This window comes from Pelagibacterium luteolum, assembly GCF_900100665.1.
In the GTDB taxonomy this organism is placed as follows: domain Bacteria; phylum Pseudomonadota; class Alphaproteobacteria; order Rhizobiales; family Devosiaceae; genus Pelagibacterium; species Pelagibacterium luteolum.
Map to the genome: position 1 here is coordinate 265,052 of NZ_FNCS01000002.1, position 16,386 is coordinate 281,437.

The 16,386-nt window shown below is 59.5% G+C and carries 15 protein-coding genes and 1 pseudogene; 8 read left to right on the forward strand and 8 right to left on the reverse strand.

Annotated elements, in window-relative coordinates; translation table 11 throughout:
- Positions 1-172 precede the first annotated feature (172 nt).
- Positions 173-2,017, forward strand: a complete 1,845-nt coding sequence (gene ilvD / locus BLR31_RS05325; protein ID WP_090593047.1) for a dihydroxy-acid dehydratase — start codon at positions 173-175, stop codon at positions 2,015-2,017.
- Positions 2,018-2,052: 35 nt separating this feature from the next.
- On the opposite strand, the gene BLR31_RS05330 is transcribed toward ilvD, so the two are convergent.
- Entirely contained in the window at positions 2,053-2,376 is a 324-nt protein-coding gene (locus BLR31_RS05330; RefSeq protein WP_090593050.1) for a hypothetical protein, read from the reverse strand.
- A 137-nt stretch (positions 2,377-2,513) separates the two neighbouring features.
- Between BLR31_RS05330 and BLR31_RS05335 the strand changes: the two genes are divergently transcribed.
- Both BLR31_RS05335 and BLR31_RS05340 read left to right on the forward strand, forming a co-directional pair.
- Positions 2,514-3,473: a DMT family transporter gene (locus tag BLR31_RS05335; protein ID WP_090593052.1), complete on the forward strand. Its 960-nt coding sequence runs from the start codon at positions 2,514-2,516 to the stop codon at positions 3,471-3,473.
- 307 nt (positions 3,474-3,780) lie between these two features.
- A pseudogene (locus BLR31_RS05340) lies at positions 3,781-5,582 on the forward strand (ABC transporter ATP-binding protein).
- Positions 5,583-5,597: 15 nt separating this feature from the next.
- On the opposite strand, the gene trhA reads toward BLR31_RS05340, so the two are convergent.
- The 3 genes from trhA to BLR31_RS05355 form a co-directional block, all read right to left on the reverse strand.
- Positions 5,598-6,287, reverse strand: coding sequence for a PAQR family membrane homeostasis protein TrhA (trhA, locus tag BLR31_RS05345; RefSeq protein WP_090593055.1), 690 nt, complete (start codon positions 6,285-6,287; stop codon positions 5,598-5,600).
- A gap of 136 nt (positions 6,288-6,423) precedes the next feature.
- Positions 6,424-7,464: a sensor domain-containing diguanylate cyclase gene (locus tag BLR31_RS05350; RefSeq protein ID WP_176762525.1), complete on the reverse strand. Its 1,041-nt coding sequence runs from the start codon at positions 7,462-7,464 to the stop codon at positions 6,424-6,426.
- 107 nt (positions 7,465-7,571) lie between these two features.
- Positions 7,572-8,795, reverse strand: coding sequence for a lytic murein transglycosylase (locus tag BLR31_RS05355; protein ID WP_090593060.1), 1,224 nt, complete (start codon positions 8,793-8,795; stop codon positions 7,572-7,574).
- A 286-nt stretch (positions 8,796-9,081) separates the two neighbouring features.
- On the opposite strand from BLR31_RS05355, the gene BLR31_RS05360 reads away from it, so the two are divergent.
- Genes BLR31_RS05360 through BLR31_RS05370 form a run of 3 tightly spaced genes read left to right on the forward strand, consistent with a single transcriptional unit; the run spans position 9,082 to position 10,640 of the window.
- The gene (locus tag BLR31_RS05360; protein WP_090593686.1) at positions 9,082-9,429 is read left to right on the forward strand and encodes an ArsR/SmtB family transcription factor; all 348 of its coding nucleotides are present in this window, start codon (positions 9,082-9,084) and stop codon (positions 9,427-9,429) included.
- A complete protein-coding gene (locus tag BLR31_RS05365) occupies positions 9,429-9,914 on the forward strand; it encodes an SRPBCC family protein (RefSeq protein WP_244504951.1) in 486 nt (161 codons plus the stop codon). Before BLR31_RS05360 ends, BLR31_RS05365 begins: the two co-directional genes overlap by 1 nt.
- A 3-nt stretch (positions 9,915-9,917) precedes the next feature.
- Positions 9,918-10,640, forward strand: a complete 723-nt coding sequence (locus BLR31_RS05370) for a DNA alkylation repair protein (RefSeq protein ID WP_090593065.1) — start codon at positions 9,918-9,920, stop codon at positions 10,638-10,640.
- 52 nt (positions 10,641-10,692) lie between these two features.
- On the opposite strand, the gene BLR31_RS05375 is transcribed toward BLR31_RS05370, so the two are convergent.
- Positions 10,693-11,094 (reverse strand): curlin, encoded by a 402-nt coding sequence (locus BLR31_RS05375; RefSeq protein WP_090593068.1) that lies wholly within the window; start codon positions 11,092-11,094, stop codon positions 10,693-10,695.
- Positions 11,095-11,332: 238 nt separating this feature from the next.
- Between BLR31_RS05375 and BLR31_RS05380 the strand changes: the two genes are divergently transcribed.
- Complete coding sequence (locus BLR31_RS05380; protein ID WP_090593071.1) at positions 11,333-12,523, forward strand: coiled-coil domain-containing protein; 1,191 nt, start codon at positions 11,333-11,335, stop codon at positions 12,521-12,523.
- Positions 12,524-12,584: 61 nt separating this feature from the next.
- Here the strand turns inward: BLR31_RS05380 and csgH are convergent, their stop codons facing one another.
- The 3 genes from csgH to BLR31_RS05395 form a co-directional block, all read right to left on the reverse strand.
- A complete protein-coding gene (csgH, locus tag BLR31_RS05385) occupies positions 12,585-13,001 on the reverse strand; it encodes a curli-like amyloid fiber formation chaperone CsgH (RefSeq protein ID WP_143009317.1) in 417 nt (138 codons plus the stop codon).
- Positions 13,002-13,060: 59 nt separating this feature from the next.
- Positions 13,061-13,495 carry a curlin gene (locus tag BLR31_RS05390; protein WP_090593077.1) on the reverse strand — a complete coding sequence of 145 codons (435 nt, stop codon included), beginning with the start codon at positions 13,493-13,495 and terminating at the stop codon, positions 13,061-13,063.
- Positions 13,496-13,631: 136 nt separating this feature from the next.
- Entirely contained in the window at positions 13,632-14,081 is a 450-nt protein-coding gene (locus BLR31_RS05395; RefSeq protein ID WP_090593080.1) for a YcgN family cysteine cluster protein, read from the reverse strand.
- A 142-nt stretch (positions 14,082-14,223) separates the two neighbouring features.
- Between BLR31_RS05395 and BLR31_RS05400 the strand changes: the two genes are divergently transcribed.
- Positions 14,224-16,386 (forward strand): transglycosylase domain-containing protein, encoded by a 2,163-nt coding sequence (locus BLR31_RS05400; protein WP_090593083.1) that lies wholly within the window; start codon positions 14,224-14,226, stop codon positions 16,384-16,386.

The window sequence follows — 16,386 nt, forward strand, 5'->3', positions numbered from 1 at the left end:
GACAGGTGTATGCTGGGCCTAATGGTCAACCGTACCCAACGGTACGGCAAACCTTTACAGCATCGGCTCCAGACGATAGAGATAGTGCAGAGCCCGAAATCATGCTGACCGCCATGGTCGCAATTTTGGGATATGGCCTCACGCCACACAGCATTTTCAGCAGGTGACCACCATGCCCGCCTATCGTTCACGCACCACCACCCACGGCCGCAACATGGCCGGCGCCCGCGGCCTTTGGCGCGCGACCGGCATGAAGGATGGCGATTTCGGCAAGCCCATTATTGCCGTGGTCAACTCCTTTACCCAATTCGTTCCGGGCCATGTGCACCTCAAGGATCTCGGCCAGATGGTGGCCCGCGAGATCGAACGTGCAGGCGGAGTTGCCAAGGAATTCAATACCATAGCGGTCGATGACGGCATCGCTATGGGCCATGACGGCATGCTCTATTCGCTGCCCAGCCGCGAAGTGATCGCCGACAGCGTCGAGTACATGGTCAACGCCCATTGCGCCGACGCCATGGTCTGCATCTCGAACTGCGACAAGATCACGCCGGGCATGCTCAACGCCGCTATGCGCTTGAATATCCCTGTTGTTTTCGTCTCGGGCGGCCCGATGGAAGCGGGCAAGATTGTCCACCGCGACAAGCTCCAGGCGCTCGATCTGGTCGACGCCATGGTGGTCGCCGCCGACGACAGCTACACCGACGCCGAAGTGGCCGCGATCGAAGAAGCGGCCTGCCCCACATGCGGTTCGTGCTCGGGCATGTTCACGGCTAACTCCATGAATTGCTTGACGGAAGCGCTCGGTTTGTCGCTGCCCGGCAACGGCTCGACCCTCGCCACACACGCCGATCGCAAGCGCCTTTTCCTCGAAGCCGGGCACCTGATCGTCGATCTGGCACGGCGCTATTACGAGCAGGATGACGAAAGTGTCCTGCCGCGCTCCATCGTCACCAAGGCAGCGTTCGAGAACGCCATGGCGCTCGACATCGCGATGGGCGGTTCGACCAATACCGTGCTGCACATCCTCGCCGCCGCTTATGAAGGCGGAGTGGATTTCGATCTCGATGACATCAACGCGCTGTCCCTCAAGGTCCCGGTGCTCTGCAAGGTCGCTCCGGCCAAGCAGGACGTCCATATGGAAGACGTCCACCGCGCCGGCGGAATCATGAGCATTCTCGGGCAGTTAGACCGTGCTAACCTGCTGCATCGCGACCTCCCGACAGTCCATAGTGCTACCCTCGGCGACGCCTTGGACCGCTGGGACATCTCGCGCACCAATTCGGAATCGGTTCGTCAATTCTTCATGGCAGCCCCGGGTGGTGTTCGCACCACGGAAGCGTTTTCGACCGAAAACCGCTGGGCTGAACTCGACCTCGATCGCAAGGATGGCGTCATCCGCTCAGCCGAGCACGCGTTCTCCAAGGATGGCGGGTTGGCCGTCCTCAAGGGCAACATCGCGATCGATGGCTGCGTGGTAAAAACGGCTGGTGTCGACGACTCCATCCTGAAATTCACTGGCAAGGCAGTGGTTTACGAGAGTCAGGACGACGCGGTTTCGGGCATTTTGACCGGCAAGGTCAAGGAAGGCGATGTCGTAGTCATCCGCTACGAGGGCCCCAAAGGCGGCCCCGGTATGCAGGAAATGCTCTACCCAACCAGCTATTTGAAGTCCAAGGGCTTGGGCAAAGCCTGCGCGCTTTTGACGGATGGCCGGTTTTCCGGCGGAACGTCAGGCCTTTCGATCGGTCACGTTTCCCCCGAAGCGGCTAATGGCGGCGCCATTGGGCTTGTGGAACAGGGCGATCGCATCGAGATCGACATCCCCAATCGCACCATTACCCTCATGGTTTCAGACGCCGAACTCGACCTGCGTCGCCAGAAAATGGACGCCAAGGGTGCTGATGGCTGGCGGCCCGTCGAGCCGCGCAAGCGCAAGGTGACCACAGCCCTCAAGGCCTACGCTGCCTTCGCTTCGAGCGCCGATCGCGGTGCGGTGCGCATCCTCCCGGATTAAACGAAAATGCCGGTCTTTTGACCGGCATTTTTTGTTCAGGCGTCGGCCTGGACGTCGAGACCATCGCGGCGCTTACTCTCCTTGTTGGCGCGCTGGAGGGCTTGTGCAAGCAAGCTCATCTTCTCCTTGTTGCCGCGCTCGGCGCCTTCCTTGGCTTCCGCCGCACCCTTGCCGCGCACGTTGCGTCTCTGGGTGCGTGCGATGTCGCGCGCCCTGTCGCGACGGTCGCGTAACAGCTTGACGAGCTTGGTCAAATCCTTGTCCGAGAGATCACCAAGAGCGGGGTGACGGGTCTGGTCGACAAGATCTTTTTCGCTCTTGTCCAACACACGGTCTTCGTTACGGCGACTGGTGGCCATGGGTCATCCTTTCGGCTCGATATTTCTTGGAATGCCAACGACAGGAAATTGCCAAAGGTTCCCCTTTCCAAGGTTGCAAGTCCGCGCCGTTTCGCTACGGTTGCTCCACCTTCCTTTCGTCCGCCAGGCCTTACACCATGCCCAGTCCGGTCATCGGGCACCAGGATCGCCGCTTGCTGGCGATAGGCCTGGTTCTCGTCACCTACATATTCTTCGCTCTATGCGACACCGCGGCAAAGTGGATGGCGCTCTCGGGCATGCCCCCAGCCCAGGTGGCCTTCGGGCGCTACGCTGTGCAGTTCGCCTTCATGCTGGGCCTCGCCCTTCCGCGCATGGGGCTGTCGGCCTTCGCGACCAAGCGCCCTGCCCTGCAGATCGCCCGCGCTTCGGGCCTTCTGGCGATGACGGCGTTCAATTTCTTCGCCATCCTCTACCTTCCGCTGACCGTCACCTCTTCAATCATGTTCGGCATGCCGCTGCTGATCACGGCGCTGTCAGTGCCTTTGCTGGGCGAGCATGTCGGCTGGCGGCGCTGGGCGGCGATCTTTGTCGGGTTCTTTGGCATACTGATCGTCATCCAGCCCTGGAGCGCTGACTTCCACTGGGCTGTGATCCTGTCGCTTGGATCGATCACGGCTGGTGCGCTCTATTTCATCCTGACCCGCAAGCTGACCGCCACCGAATCCACGATGAGCATGCAGCTTTATGCCGGACTTGTCGGCACCGTTGTGTTGCTGCCGTTCGCGCTGAGCAACTGGACGTGGCCGGACGGACCCGCCAACTGGCTGATCTTTTTTGGCGTTGGACTTGCCGCGATGACCGGGCATCAGATTTCGATCATCGCGCATCGGTTTGCCCAAGCCTCGGTGCTGGCACCGTTCGCCTACAGCCAAATCATCTGGATGACGCTCTCGAGCTGGCTGATCTTTGGCGATGCGCCAACGATCTGGCTGTTTATTGGCGGACCAATCGTTATCGCTTCGGGCTACTATATCTGGCTGCGCGAGAGGGCTCTGGCCAAGGAAGTCGTCAGCCCGATTTCTCCACCAGAAGCCGAACACCGCGTTGCGCAAGAGGCCGAAACACCGCGGCACTGAGGGCAGTGTTGCCTCGGGGCATCAGTTGGCTTGCCAGTTCAAATTCCGATCTTGGCGAGACAAAATGTCTCGGCTATAAGAGCCCTCCTGCTGACTCGAACTTACGGAGGCGTTGGATTGCAAAACTTTATCACGCCCTCCATGGGTCGCGCGCTGGATCGCTCGCGCTAGACATCCCCGCGCCAACCGAGATTTCCGCACCGGCGAACTCGGCTCTCTTTTTCCAAATTTGATCGGGACAACGGACGTCTAAAGCCGTTGCCGTGCAGTTCTGAAGGGTCAGTGCGCGAGACGCCTGACATTCGCAATGGTTTCCAAATCCAAATCCCGGCGGAGCAATGTCTTCCGCTCAGTTTTTATCTTCGTATCGCGGTACTGGCGGCGGCAGCCGATCCGGATTGCCGCGATCAGCGTGCTGATTATCCTCGCCACGCTCGCCGATGTGCTGACCCCTTATTTCGCGGGTCAGATCGTCGACGCGGTGGCTCAGGGCATGGGCGATGACGCCTCGCTGCAATCAGCGCTGACATCGTTCGGTATCCTGCTCGGTCTCGGACTCGCGGCCCTTGTGCTGCGGTTCTTCTTTTCCGCGGCATTATCACCTTCACGCTGGTGATGATGAAAGAGGTGGTCAACGAGTCCTTTTTCCGGGTTCAGCGCTTTTCGACCGACTGGCACGCCAACACTTTCGCCGGCTCGACAGTGCGCAAGATGACGCGCGGCATGTGGGCTATCGATCTGTTCAACGACACGATCCTCATGGCGATGCTGCCGTCAGTGGTCATGCTCGTGGGCACGACCGTGCTTCTCGCCGCGTTCTGGCCGCTTATGGGCTTGGTGATCGGGCTGGGATCGGTAGCCTATATCGTTCTGACGATCGTCTTGACCGTCAAATTCGTCGCCCCGGCGGCCTCGCTCTCCAATAGCTGGGACACCAGAACCGGTGGCGCGCTGGCCGATGCCGTGAGCTGCAACGCGGTAGTCAAATCATTCGGTGCGGAAAAGCGAGAAGAGCAGCGGCTCGACTGGGTGGTCAACAAATGGCAGGGCCGAACCAGCCGCACGTGGAACCGTGGCAACATCAATGGCACCGTTCAGATGGCGACGCTGTTGATCCTGCGCGGGGCGATTTTGTTGACTGGTATCGTGTTGTGGCAGCAGGGTCTGGCCAGCGCAGGCGATATTGCATTTGTTCTGACCTCATTTTTTGTGCTGCAGGCCTATCTGCAAGACGTAGGCATGCACATCCGCAATCTGCAGCGCTCGGTCAACGACATGGAGGAACTCGTCGAACTGAATGCCGAACCGTACGGCATCGCCGACAAGCGTGGAGCCAAGCCGATCGAGATCGGTGACGGCGCTATCGCGTTCGATGCTGTCACCTTCAAATATGGCGGGCATATCAAGCCGCTCTACGAGAACTTTTCGGTCGACATCAAATCGGGCGAAAAGATCGGGCTTGTGGGCCATTCTGGTTCGGGCAAGACGACGTTCGTCAAACTCATCCAGCGGCTGCATGATGTGACCGAGGGCAAAATCCTGATCGATGGCCAGAATATTGCCGACCACACCCAGTCTAGCCTGCGCGGCCAGATTGCGATCGTGCAACAGGAGCCGATCCTGTTCCACCGTACGCTGGCAGACAACATCGCCTATGCTCGCCCAACAGCGACGCGTGACGAGGTTATTCAAGCAGCGGTGATGGCCAACGCGCACGACTTCATCATGACCCTTCCCAAGGGATATGAGACGATGGTGGGCGAACGCGGGGTGAAGCTTTCGGGCGGCGAACGGCAGCGCGTTGCAATTGCGCGGGCGTTTTTGGCCGACAACCCGATCCTGATCCTCGACGAAGCAACGTCGAGCCTCGACTCAGAGAGCGAGTTGCTGATTCAGCAGGCGATCGAGCGGTTGATGACTGGACGGACGACCCTGGTCATCGCCCACCGGCTATCCACTGTCCGCGCCCTGGACCGCATCCTTGTGTTCGACAAGGGCAAGATTGTCGAAGAGGGAGACCACTCGGCCCTTATCCGGCGCGAAGGTGGAATCTATCGGCGGTTGTTTGAAAAACAGGCGCTCGAATTGACAAAGGGACTGGTGGCGTAGCGACACCAGTCTCTCCTACATCCGGCTGATGACCATCGCGTCGAAGATCGCAATGAGGTGTAGCGTGGCCCCGACGATGACGAAGGTATGCCAGAGTACGTTGTGGAAATGGAGCTTTTCCCAGAGATGGAAAATGATCCCGGCGGAATAGGCGACGCCGCCCGCTACGATCAACCAAACCGCCGTAGGCGGCAATGCGGCGGCGAGAGCGTGGAACGCCAGAATGCCGCTCCAGCCAATGGCGAGATAAAACGGGATAGCCAGACGCCCGAAATGTTGGGGGACGAGTAGCTTCAGCGCGACCCCGATCAGCGCCGTCGACCAGACGAAGATCATCAGCTTTTCGGCAATGGGAACGTCGCCCAGAGCGACCAGCAGGGGTGTGTAGCTCGCAGCGATGAATAGGAATATGGCGGCCTGATCGACACGGGCTAGCCATGCCTTGAGCGGGCCAGTCGGGCAAAGGTTGAACGCCATCGAGGCGCTCAACAGCACGACCATGGAGGCCACGTAAATGCCGATGGCAGCAATCTCCTGCCCTGCGGCATGGAGGATGGCAAGTGTGATCAAAACGGTGCCGGCGATCAGCGCAACAAGCAGACCCACACCATGGACGATCCCGTCGGCGATGAGTTCGGCGACCGTAAACGGCCGCCGGCGACGAAGGATGATTTCATCCAGACTTTGGGCCTCGTCGGCGCTCATGAATGGCACCTTTCCGGGTCAGTATTTCAAGGATCGAGCGATAGCGACGATCCTATAACGCGCGGGACGGCATATGGATGTCAGGGAAACGCGAAAAAGTTTCTCTCGCTGCCGAAACGGGACGAAAGGTCGCGATTTAGTGCATGGCCTGGACGGGACGACCGCTGGGCGCTGTCTCCGCGAGTTGGTCATCGGCGCTTGTGGTGGCGAACATCACGCAGTTGCGGCCGGCTTGCTTCGCGCCGTAAAGCGCGATGTCGGCCTTGGCGAACCAGTCGATTGCCGATTTGATCTCGGGATTGAGCGGCGCGATGCCAAAGCTTGCGGTAACCGAGAGAACGCCTGCTTGGGTACGGAAGCGTAAGCGGGCGATATCCTCGCGCAAACGTTCGGCGCACTGGCTGGCTTCGTAAGCCAGGGTCTCAGGCAAGAGCAGACCGAATTCCTCACCGCCGAGGCGGCCGAAGCAATCGGTAACACGCAGGCTTTCGGTGATGCGGTTTGAAATACTCTTGAGCACCTCGTCTGCAGTGCGCAGACCGAGTGAGGCATTGAAGTCGCGAAAGCCATCGACATCGAGAAAGAGGAGCGCGGCAGGGCGTTCGTAACGGCTGGAGCGCTGGAATTCGCGCTCGACCTCGGCCTGGAACCTGCGCCGTGTCTGTGCGCCGGTCAGGGCGTCGAAATTATCGGGCTGCAGGGTAACGATATAGTCCATCGCCAATTGAGCGAGATTGACGGCGACGGTGACCTGATCCTCGCTGAACCGAGTTGCATCGGGCGTCATCGCTTCGAGACAGCCAAGCACATAGCCTTCCGTCGTCACCAGCGGCACACCGAGATAGGCACCGATCGAAGGCTCGAGGCGGTTGCCTTCGGCATCCAAGGCGCGGCGGTCGGTGGCACAATCTTCGATGATGAGGGGTTTGTTGGATTGGATGGCGACATTGCAGAGCGTGCTGTCACGATCGACCAGCGCTGGCTCGATTTCCCGGGTCGCCAGGTGAAGGCGCTGTTTACGGTCGATGAGCGAGATCGCGGTGTGCGGTACGCCCATGGCAGTCTGGGCGACGCGCGCGATACGAGTCAGCGGGGCGTGTCCGGACATGCCGGGCAAACCCAGCCTCTGCATCGCGCAAAGGCGGCCTTCCTCATCGGTTAGCGTATCGACCTCCATCTGCCATCCTCGCATCTATTGGCGCCGAGAGAACCACAATAGCGGGAAAGTCGGCCATAGGGGCTTTCATGAACCCCTATGGTTACGCACTCCTAACCGTGCGGTCGCTAGCGCAGGTGCGCGAGCAGTCCGCTCGACGGGTAACCATCCGGCAAAAGGCCGGCGGCGCGCTGATAGGCGATGATGCCACGGCGGGTATTGGGACCGACGACGCCATCGGGCGTGCCGACGTTAAACCCCTTGGCATTCAAGAGCCGCTGAATCTCCATGCGATCATTGCGATTGAGGCCGGTTTCATTGGCCGGGAACGGGCGCACAAAACCGCCCGTGCCCAGGATCCGGTCGGCGAGATGACCGACGCCAAGGGCGTAGTTGTTGGAGTTGTTGTAGCGCTTGATCACGTCGAAGTTGCGCAGCATCAGAAACGACGGGCCGCCGCCGCCAGCAGGCATGAACAGCGATGCGGAATCGTCTGCGCGCGGGAACTGTCGTCCGCCGGTGCGCCTGACGCCCATTGCCGCCCAATTGCCGATGCTCTGCTTGCCCGTGTCCCAAGCGCGGCCGTAGTCGAAATTGGATGGCAGATCGACCTCATAACCCCAGGTTTCGCCAGGGCGCCAGCCATGTTCCTTGAGATAGTTGGCGGCGGAAGCGAGGGCATCGGGAATCGAGTTCCAGATGTCGCGACGGCCATTGCCATTATAGTCGACGGCGTAGGACATGAAGCTTGTGGGCATGAACTGGGTATGCCCCATGGCGCCCGCCCATGAGCCAACCATTTGGGCCGGAGCGACGTGGCCAGCCTGAAGAATCTGCATCGCCGTTAGCAGTTCGCGCTTGAAAAAGTCGTAGCGGTACTGACCGTGGGTGAGGGTGGCGAGCGCATGGATGACGTTGTTGCCACCCATATATGAGCCGTAATTGGTTTCCATGCCCCAGATGGCGAGAACGATTTCGGGCTGCACACCCCAGCGCTGCTGCACCGCGCCAAGCGTCTGTGCCCACTCCGCGCGCATGTTGCGACCAGTGGTTATGCGAGCAGAGCTAACGGCGTTGCCGATATACTGACCGGTTGTGTTGACGACCTCGGGCTGCGTGCGCGTCAGTTCCATGATGCGAGAGGACGGCGAAAAGCCCGCCATTGCGGCATCGAATATCGCGCGCGACACACCACGCGCCTGCGCTTCGGGCCAGAGTGACGCCACGAAGTTCTGCACGTTTGAAAAGGCAGGACGCGGCAGCATGAGGCTGGCGCCGGCACCCAACGCCAAAGCAATCGCATGGCGGCGAGTCAAACCAGGCGTCGAGGATGAAAGGGCATTTTTACGCATGGACGGACCTCTTCCGTTACCAACCGCGCACGCATCCTCTCACGCCATTATGGCGAGATGCTGTCCCCTGCCCCCAAGGGTCCGGCTGGATGCGGCCGCGTACTTCAACTGATTTCACCAGTTTGGACCACGGACTTTAAGAGGGCGTTAAGCACGTTGGCTCTGTCGCTGAAAACGCTTCTCTTTCCAGTCACGCTTGTGTGAGGTCGGCGACATGCAACGGCATGACTTGAAAAAGTCTCTCACCTCATATAACCAAAGATATATCAAACTTATTGGTTATGGCATGACTGAAAGTGAACGTCTCGATGCTACCTTTGTTGCACTGGCCGACCCGACGCGCCGGGCCATTTTGACCCGGCTCCTTGAGGGTGAGGCAAGCGTAATGGAATTGGCCGAGCCTTTCGCAATGAGCCAGCCTGCGGTGTCCAAGCATATCAAGATGCTCGAGCGCGCGGGGCTCGTGTCCAGAAGCAGGGACGCACAAAAACGGCCAGTACGCATTGAGGGCATGGCACTCAAAGAGGCGACGGACTGGCTCGATCATTACCGGCAGGTTTGGGAAGCCAATTTTTCCCGACTCGACAGCCTTCTGGACGAACTCAAGAACAAGCGCAGCAAGGAGGGTAATTGATGTCTTTGGCAAAAACGCTTGAAGTTACGACACCGTCCGATCTCGAGATCGTGGTCGAACGCTTGTTTGATGCGCCGCAGGACCTGGTTTTCGACTGCTACACGAAGCCAGAACTGGTTCGGCGATGGCTGACCGGGCCAGATGGGTGGTCGCTGCCGACCTGCGAGATAGACCTTAGGGTGGGTGGCACCTATCGTTATGTCTGGAGCGGTCCCGAGGGCGAGACCATGGGGATGACGGGGCAGTATCAGCAGATCTCGCCCGTCGACACGCTGGTTTCGACCGAAGTTTTCGACGACGATTTCGGGATGGGAAAGATGCTGGTGACCCTGACCTTTATTCGTGAGGGTGAGCGGACGCGCCTGCAGACGGCCATGCTGTTCCAAACCAAGGCACAACGCGATGCAGCCGTGGAGACGGGCATGACCGAGGGCATGGGCACGAGCTTTGCCGCGCTCGACAGGCTGCTCAAAGACATTGGCTAGGCGGTGAGCGAGATTTCAGCCGACGCGTTCATGGCGCGCATGGAGGCGCTGCAATCGGACGCGGAAAAGGAAAAGTACAAGCGGTACTTCAAAACGGCTCCCGGCACTTATGGTGAGGGAGACATCTTTATGGGTGTAAAGATGGGTAACGTTTTCGATCTGGCCAAGGCGTTCGTATCCATGGCGCCTAACGAAATCGAAAAGCTGCTCTACAGCCCTATTCACGAACACCGCGCCGGCGCGGTTTCAATCATGGCCAAACAGTACAGGCTGAAAGCGACGACGGAAGAGCGGCGACAGACGCTCTTCGATCTCTATCTTTCTCGACATGATCGCATCAACAACTGGGATCTGGTGGACCTCGGCGCATGGAATGTAGTCGGGGAGCATCTGGTGTCGCGATCGCGAGACGTGCTTTACACGCTCGCTCGGTCCACCAACATCTGGGAGCGACGCACGGCGATGCTGGCATGTTTCGCTTTTATTAGGCGCGGCGAACACGGCGATGCCCTCGCGATTGCCGAAATCCTTTTGGATGATCGTGAAGACCTGATTCACAAAGCTTGCGGCTGGATGTTGCGCGCGATTGGTCCGGACAGTCCCAAGCTCATCGCATTTCTCGATCGTCATGCGGCAACGATGCCGCGGACAATGCTGAGAGCGACGCTGGAGAATTTCCCTACCGACCTGCGCGCCCACTACATGGCGGCAGCGACGTCTGGTTGATGGAACGGCAAGAAATCAGCACGGCCTCAACATTGCGCGTGAGCCTCTGTGCCTACCAGCCGAAAACGAAACCAAGGCCGGATTGACCTCCGTTCTGACGCACGTTTGCCTGGGTGCCACGCCCGAACTGGAACAGTCCATAGCTGTTGCCGCCGCCTTGCTGTTCGAGCGTACCCGTATGCCGATTGCCTTCCTGGTGCACGATGCCCAGATTGCGGCTTCCACCCTGGCTCAGCCCGGCGCGATTATTGTTGCCATGCTGGGTGATCGAGCCGCTTTCGATGTTCTTGACCAAGCCATAGACACCGAGCCCGAGTTGCATCATGCGGTGCTGCTCGGCGTTGGTGGGCGCAAGGTTGATCGACACCTGCCCGGCGTGGGCAGCGGGCGCTGTGAAAGAGATGACCGAGAGGGTCATTACTGCCGCGACCGCGATTGCTGAAATCTTTGCCATTGCCCGTGCTCCTTGATGTCTCGTGCTTGCCTTGAAGCGATGAGCACACCATGCGACCCTGTGGCTGAACGCTCCCGGAAGAGTGCATTTATCTGGCGTTAATCGACGAAAGGGGCTCGATTTGTCGCGGAGTGGAACCGGCAGGGCGTTAACACTATTGTTGCCCCAGGGACCGCGTCGCGATGGGGCCCGTTTCATCATCGACAATTTTTGACCGAATTGAGCAAAAGGATTTGTTATGGACGAGACCGAGAACGACACCCCTACCGGCAATCGCAATCCGTTTGTGATCGGCTTGGCCGCCGTCGCCGTACTCGGATGGCTCGCATTTCTGATCCTGTGGTTCACCTCAAACAGCACGACCGGCAACTTGCAGAATGAGTTGGCGACGCTCCAGACCGAGCGCGATACGCTCACTTCGGAAATCCAGACACTCGAAGATTCTGGAACGACACTGGAGGAGTTGCGCACTGAGATCGATACGCTCACCGCGGAGCGTGACGCCTTGGCTGGTGAGCGGGAGACAATCGTGGCCGAGCGCGATGCAGCGCAAGCCGATATCGATGCCGCTAATGCCGAACTCGAAACTGCAAACTCGGCCCTGACCGAACGGCAGGAAGCCATCGACGGACTCCAGGCCAATCTCACCGAAGCCGAACAATCATTTTCGGACGTCCAGGACCGAATTGCCCAAAGCACTGCCGAATTGGCCGACGTCGGCAGCCGTCTGCAGACTGCGCGGAGCGAAGAAGCAGAATTGCGCGAGATGGCAGCGCAACTGACTCAGGAAGCAGCGGACGCAACGGGTCAGGCAGCAGAGATCGAGACCCAGGTGCAGGAAGCGCGCGAGGCTCAGGCTGCGGCGCAGAGCCAGATCGCTGAACTGCGAGCCAGCCAGGCGGAATTCCAGGAACAGCGCGAGAGCCTTGAAACAGCGGTGGCCGAACTGGAAACCCAGCGCACGACTATCGAGGGTCAGATCCAGGAAACCCAGACCCAGCGCGACGCGTTGCAGCAACAGGTTAGCGAACTCGCTCAGACTCTGACCGAGCGCGGCGACCAGCTAGCCTCTATCGAAGAACAGATCGAGACTGCACAGGCTGAAGTCGATGCACAGAGCGCGCCGGATCGCTTTGCTGCAGGCCGCTACGTTGCGGCGGGTGAATCGTCTTCGCCTTTGACCCTGGCATTCGGTGATGACGGATCGTTCGCAGGCTGGGAAGGCGTTGTACTGAGCGCCGACAACGCCGAGCCGGCTCTGAGCGGCACATACGTCGCCGAAGAGGGCGAATTGATCATCGAGAGTATCGATGGCGGCGCGACGGGCATTGATGTGCCATTCACCTGTGCGCTCACCTCGACCAATAGCGGATTTACTGTTGAAGGCGATTGCCCGTTAAGCGGACTGACGCTTCGCCAGCTGCGTTAAGACCGTTTGATCATTCGAACGTCAGACGAGAGGGGCTCCGCTTCGGCGGAGCCCGCTTGCGTCAGGATGCATAGGTTCCACCGCAGTCGTGAGTCGTGCCGCTTTCGGTGACCTTGAGCGCGATGGCGTAAGATGCACTGCCACCGACGGTAACCGTGCCCAGCGGCACAAGGCCGGCGCCATTTGCTGAAAAATCGCCGCCCTGGTTGATACTGGAGCGCCCGGCTCCACCAGATGATTGGACCGAGAGCTGGTAGCTGCCGTGGGTGATGTCTTCAGCATGAAATACCGCCTGTAGCGTCACGCCATTGCCGCTTGGGGTAGCGAGAACTTCGCAATAGCCGCTGGTTTTTTGCAATCCGGCGGTGTCGCTATCGCTCGAGTTCGCATAGCCGGCGGTGCCAACCGCCGCGACCACAAGCAAGGCTCCGGTCGCAGCCAACAGCGCTGTCTTGCGCGGCATAAAAGATGGTGTCATTTGCTGGTCCTCCTGTTCCACCGCCGAAGGTTAAGCGTCGGCGGGTCAATGGTTTGCGTCTACTGGCAGACCTGAACGAAGGCCGTGACATTGCCCGAACCGCGCTGATCGACAGTTGCAGCGCAATTGTTTCCGACCTGGACGCCGGCTGTGACGTTACCATTGCCGTCCTGAGTGAGCACCGACGAGTGATTGTTGCCGAACTGGCCAACGCCCGCTTCGTTACGATTGCCGTTCTGCCATGTGGTGGCGCTGTTGCGCCAGCCAGACTGTCCGGAGGCAGCGACGTTGCGGTTGCCGTATTGGTTGGTGGTGACCGAGTTGCGCCATCCGTCCTGGACGATGCCAATGCGGTTTCCCCAGCCATTCTGGTTGCCACCAGCCGAATGGCTGTAGCCGGACTGATTGATAAAGATGTCGTTGGCGATGGCGGGTGCCGAGAATGCGCCTAGGCTTGCGACCAGCGTTGCTGCGATGACGATATTCTTGATCATGTTCCGTCTCCTGATGGTGCGTGCGGGGCCCTGGTGGCCGCGTTGCTTGATGCAGGATCAGGTTTATGCTCGTGCTTCGGAATGGGCTCTGAACTGTACATTCAGACATCGTTCATCGCGAAAAAACGTTGCGGCGTTAGTCCTCGGGCTCCCAATCGACCCAATCGACGATGTGGCTTTCCCAATCGCTGGTGTCGGCCTCACCCTCGGCGATCGTGCGCCCGCGGATGGAAATACCGGCGGCGTGGACCGTTTCGGGGTCGCCGGAAACGAGCGGGTGCCACCAGGCCAGCCCCCTGCCCTCGGCCACGCGGCGATACGCGCAGCTCTTGGGAATCCAGGCGATGTCATGGACTTTTTCCGGGGTCAGCTTGATGCAGTCGGGGACCTTGGCTTGCCGGTTGGGATAGTCTGAGCAGGCGCAGGTGTCACCATCAAGCAGTTTGCAGCGGACATTGGCGGGGTAGATCTCGCCGGTATCCTCATCCTCGAGCTTGAGAAGACAGCATTTCCCGCAGCCGTCGCAAAGCGCTTCCCATTCTTCCGGGCTCATCGCATCGAGTGGCTTGTCTTCCCAAAAGGGCATTGCGCAGATTGTCCTTAACCTTGAGCCAATCGAAAACAGAGATTTGTGATGACCTTCACGGGGCGAACGCAATACAATAGGTTCGGTTCGGGATCGAGCGCGTCCCGATGGCGTTACCGTGTTTTTGAGTCGAGGGCAGAAGGTGCAAGACCCCTTCTATACAAAGCAGAAGCGCTCGAAAGGCAAGAACCGGTTTCTCGAAGCTGATGCTTGGCTCGATTCGTTTCTCTATGACGGCATGCGATCGTCAGGTCGCATCTATACCAAAATCCAGGATTTCTTCTCGCTCTTTTCGGTGCGCGGATTTTTCCGCATGCTCGTGGAGATATCGTCAGATGCGCTGAGTTTTGGCGCAATGGGTGCTGTGGTGATGACGGCACTGGCGCTTTCGGCAATGGATGCGACCGCAACTGGCGAATTCAATCGTGCCGAAGACTATTCGGTGACGTTTCTCGACCGATATGGCGATGAAATCGGTCGGCGCGGCATCCGATCAGACAATTCGGCTGAACTCTCTGAAATTCCCGATTTCCTGATCAAGGCAACGCTGGCAACCGAAGACCGCCGGTTTTACGAACATTTCGGCATCGACGTGTGGGGCACCGCACGTGCGCTCGCTTCAAATGCAGAAGGTGATAGCGGCCTCCAGGGTGGCTCGTCGGTTACCCAGCAATTGGCCAAGCTGCTGTTTCTGAGCAATGAGCGCACGCTCGAGCGCAAGATCAAGGAGCTGTTCCTCGCGTTCTGGCTCGAGACAAACTACACCAAGGACGAAATCCTAAAGCTCTATCTCGACCGCGCCTATATGGGCGGCGGGAATTTCGGCGTCGTGGCAGCAGCCGAGTATTATTTCGGCAAGCAGATTCAAGATATCAATCTCGCCGAAGCGGCGATGCTTGCCGGGCTCTATAAGGCGCCTGGACGCTGGGCGCCTCATATCGACATTGCGGCGGCGCGTGGGCGCGCCAATGTCGTCTTGAGCAATATGGTCAACGCAGGCTACCTGACCGAGGGTCAGGTGACGGCGGCACGCCGCAGGCCTGCCGAGCCGGTTGATCGTTCCGACGAAATCAACTCGCCCAATTATTTCCTGGACTGGGCGTTTCTCGAAACAAAGCGCATTGTCGGCGATAGCCCTGAAGTCGGTTTCGTCGTGCGCACCACGATCGATCCCGGTTTGCAAGAGCACGCCGAGGATGCCGTGGTTTCGGTGTTGCGCGAACAGGGCGCAGCCTACAATGTCAGCCAGGCGGCCATGGTCGCTATGGACCTTAATGGTGCCGTACGCGCGATGGTTGGCGGTGTGGATTACGGGCAGAGCCAATTCAACCGCGCGACCGCTCCCAACCGGCAGCCAGGCTCGGCGTTCAAGCCGTTCGTTTACGCGACGGCGTTCGAACTGCTCGACCTCACGCCGCGCAGCTCGATCAGCGACGCTCCGATCTGCATCGGTAATTGGTGCCCGCAGAATTACGGTCGATCCTATGCCGGGTCGACGACGATCCGCACGGCTATGGCATCGTCCTACAACACCGTTCCCGTCCGCCTTTCGATTGAAACCGGGCGGCAGCCGATCGCGGACATGGCCCATCGGCTAGGCATTCGCAACGACTTTCCCGTCACCCGCTCGCTGGCCCTCGGGGTGGCGTCGGTCAGCGCGCTCGACATGGCATCGTCCTACGCGGTTTTCGCCAATGGAGGATATCGGGCCACGGGGTTCGGCATCACCCGGATCACGACGCTTCGGGGCGAGGTGGTTTATGAGGCTGAGCCGGATCAAAACCGTGAGCGCCTGCTTGATGAACAGGTCGTGCTTTCGATGAACGACATCCTGCACGCCGTAAACTACGGTGGCACCGGCGGCAGGGCAGTGATCGAGGGCGTACCGACCGCAGGCAAGACCGGCACCACAAGTTCTTACCGCGACGCGTGGTATGTCGGTTTTAGCGGCAACTACGTCGCTTCGGTCTGGTATGGGAACGACAATTACACCGCGATGAACAACCTGACCGGCGGCACTCTTCCGGCCATGACCTGGCAGAAATTCATGACGTACGCGCATACCAATATCGAAGTCGCACCGCTGTTCGGCGTCGAAATGGAGCCCCGCCCCTTCATTATCGCCGATGCCGAAACCGGCGACGAGGTCGAGGGCACGCCAGAGCGCGCACCTTCGCTAACCCAAGGCGCAGCGATCAAGCTGCTTGATCTCTCTGACAGAATGCGTCAGGCACTGACGGCGAATGGTGCAGGCAATGAGGTCGCGCAGGTCGGCGCGCCGGTTGCGACGAACGAAAGTCTCTGA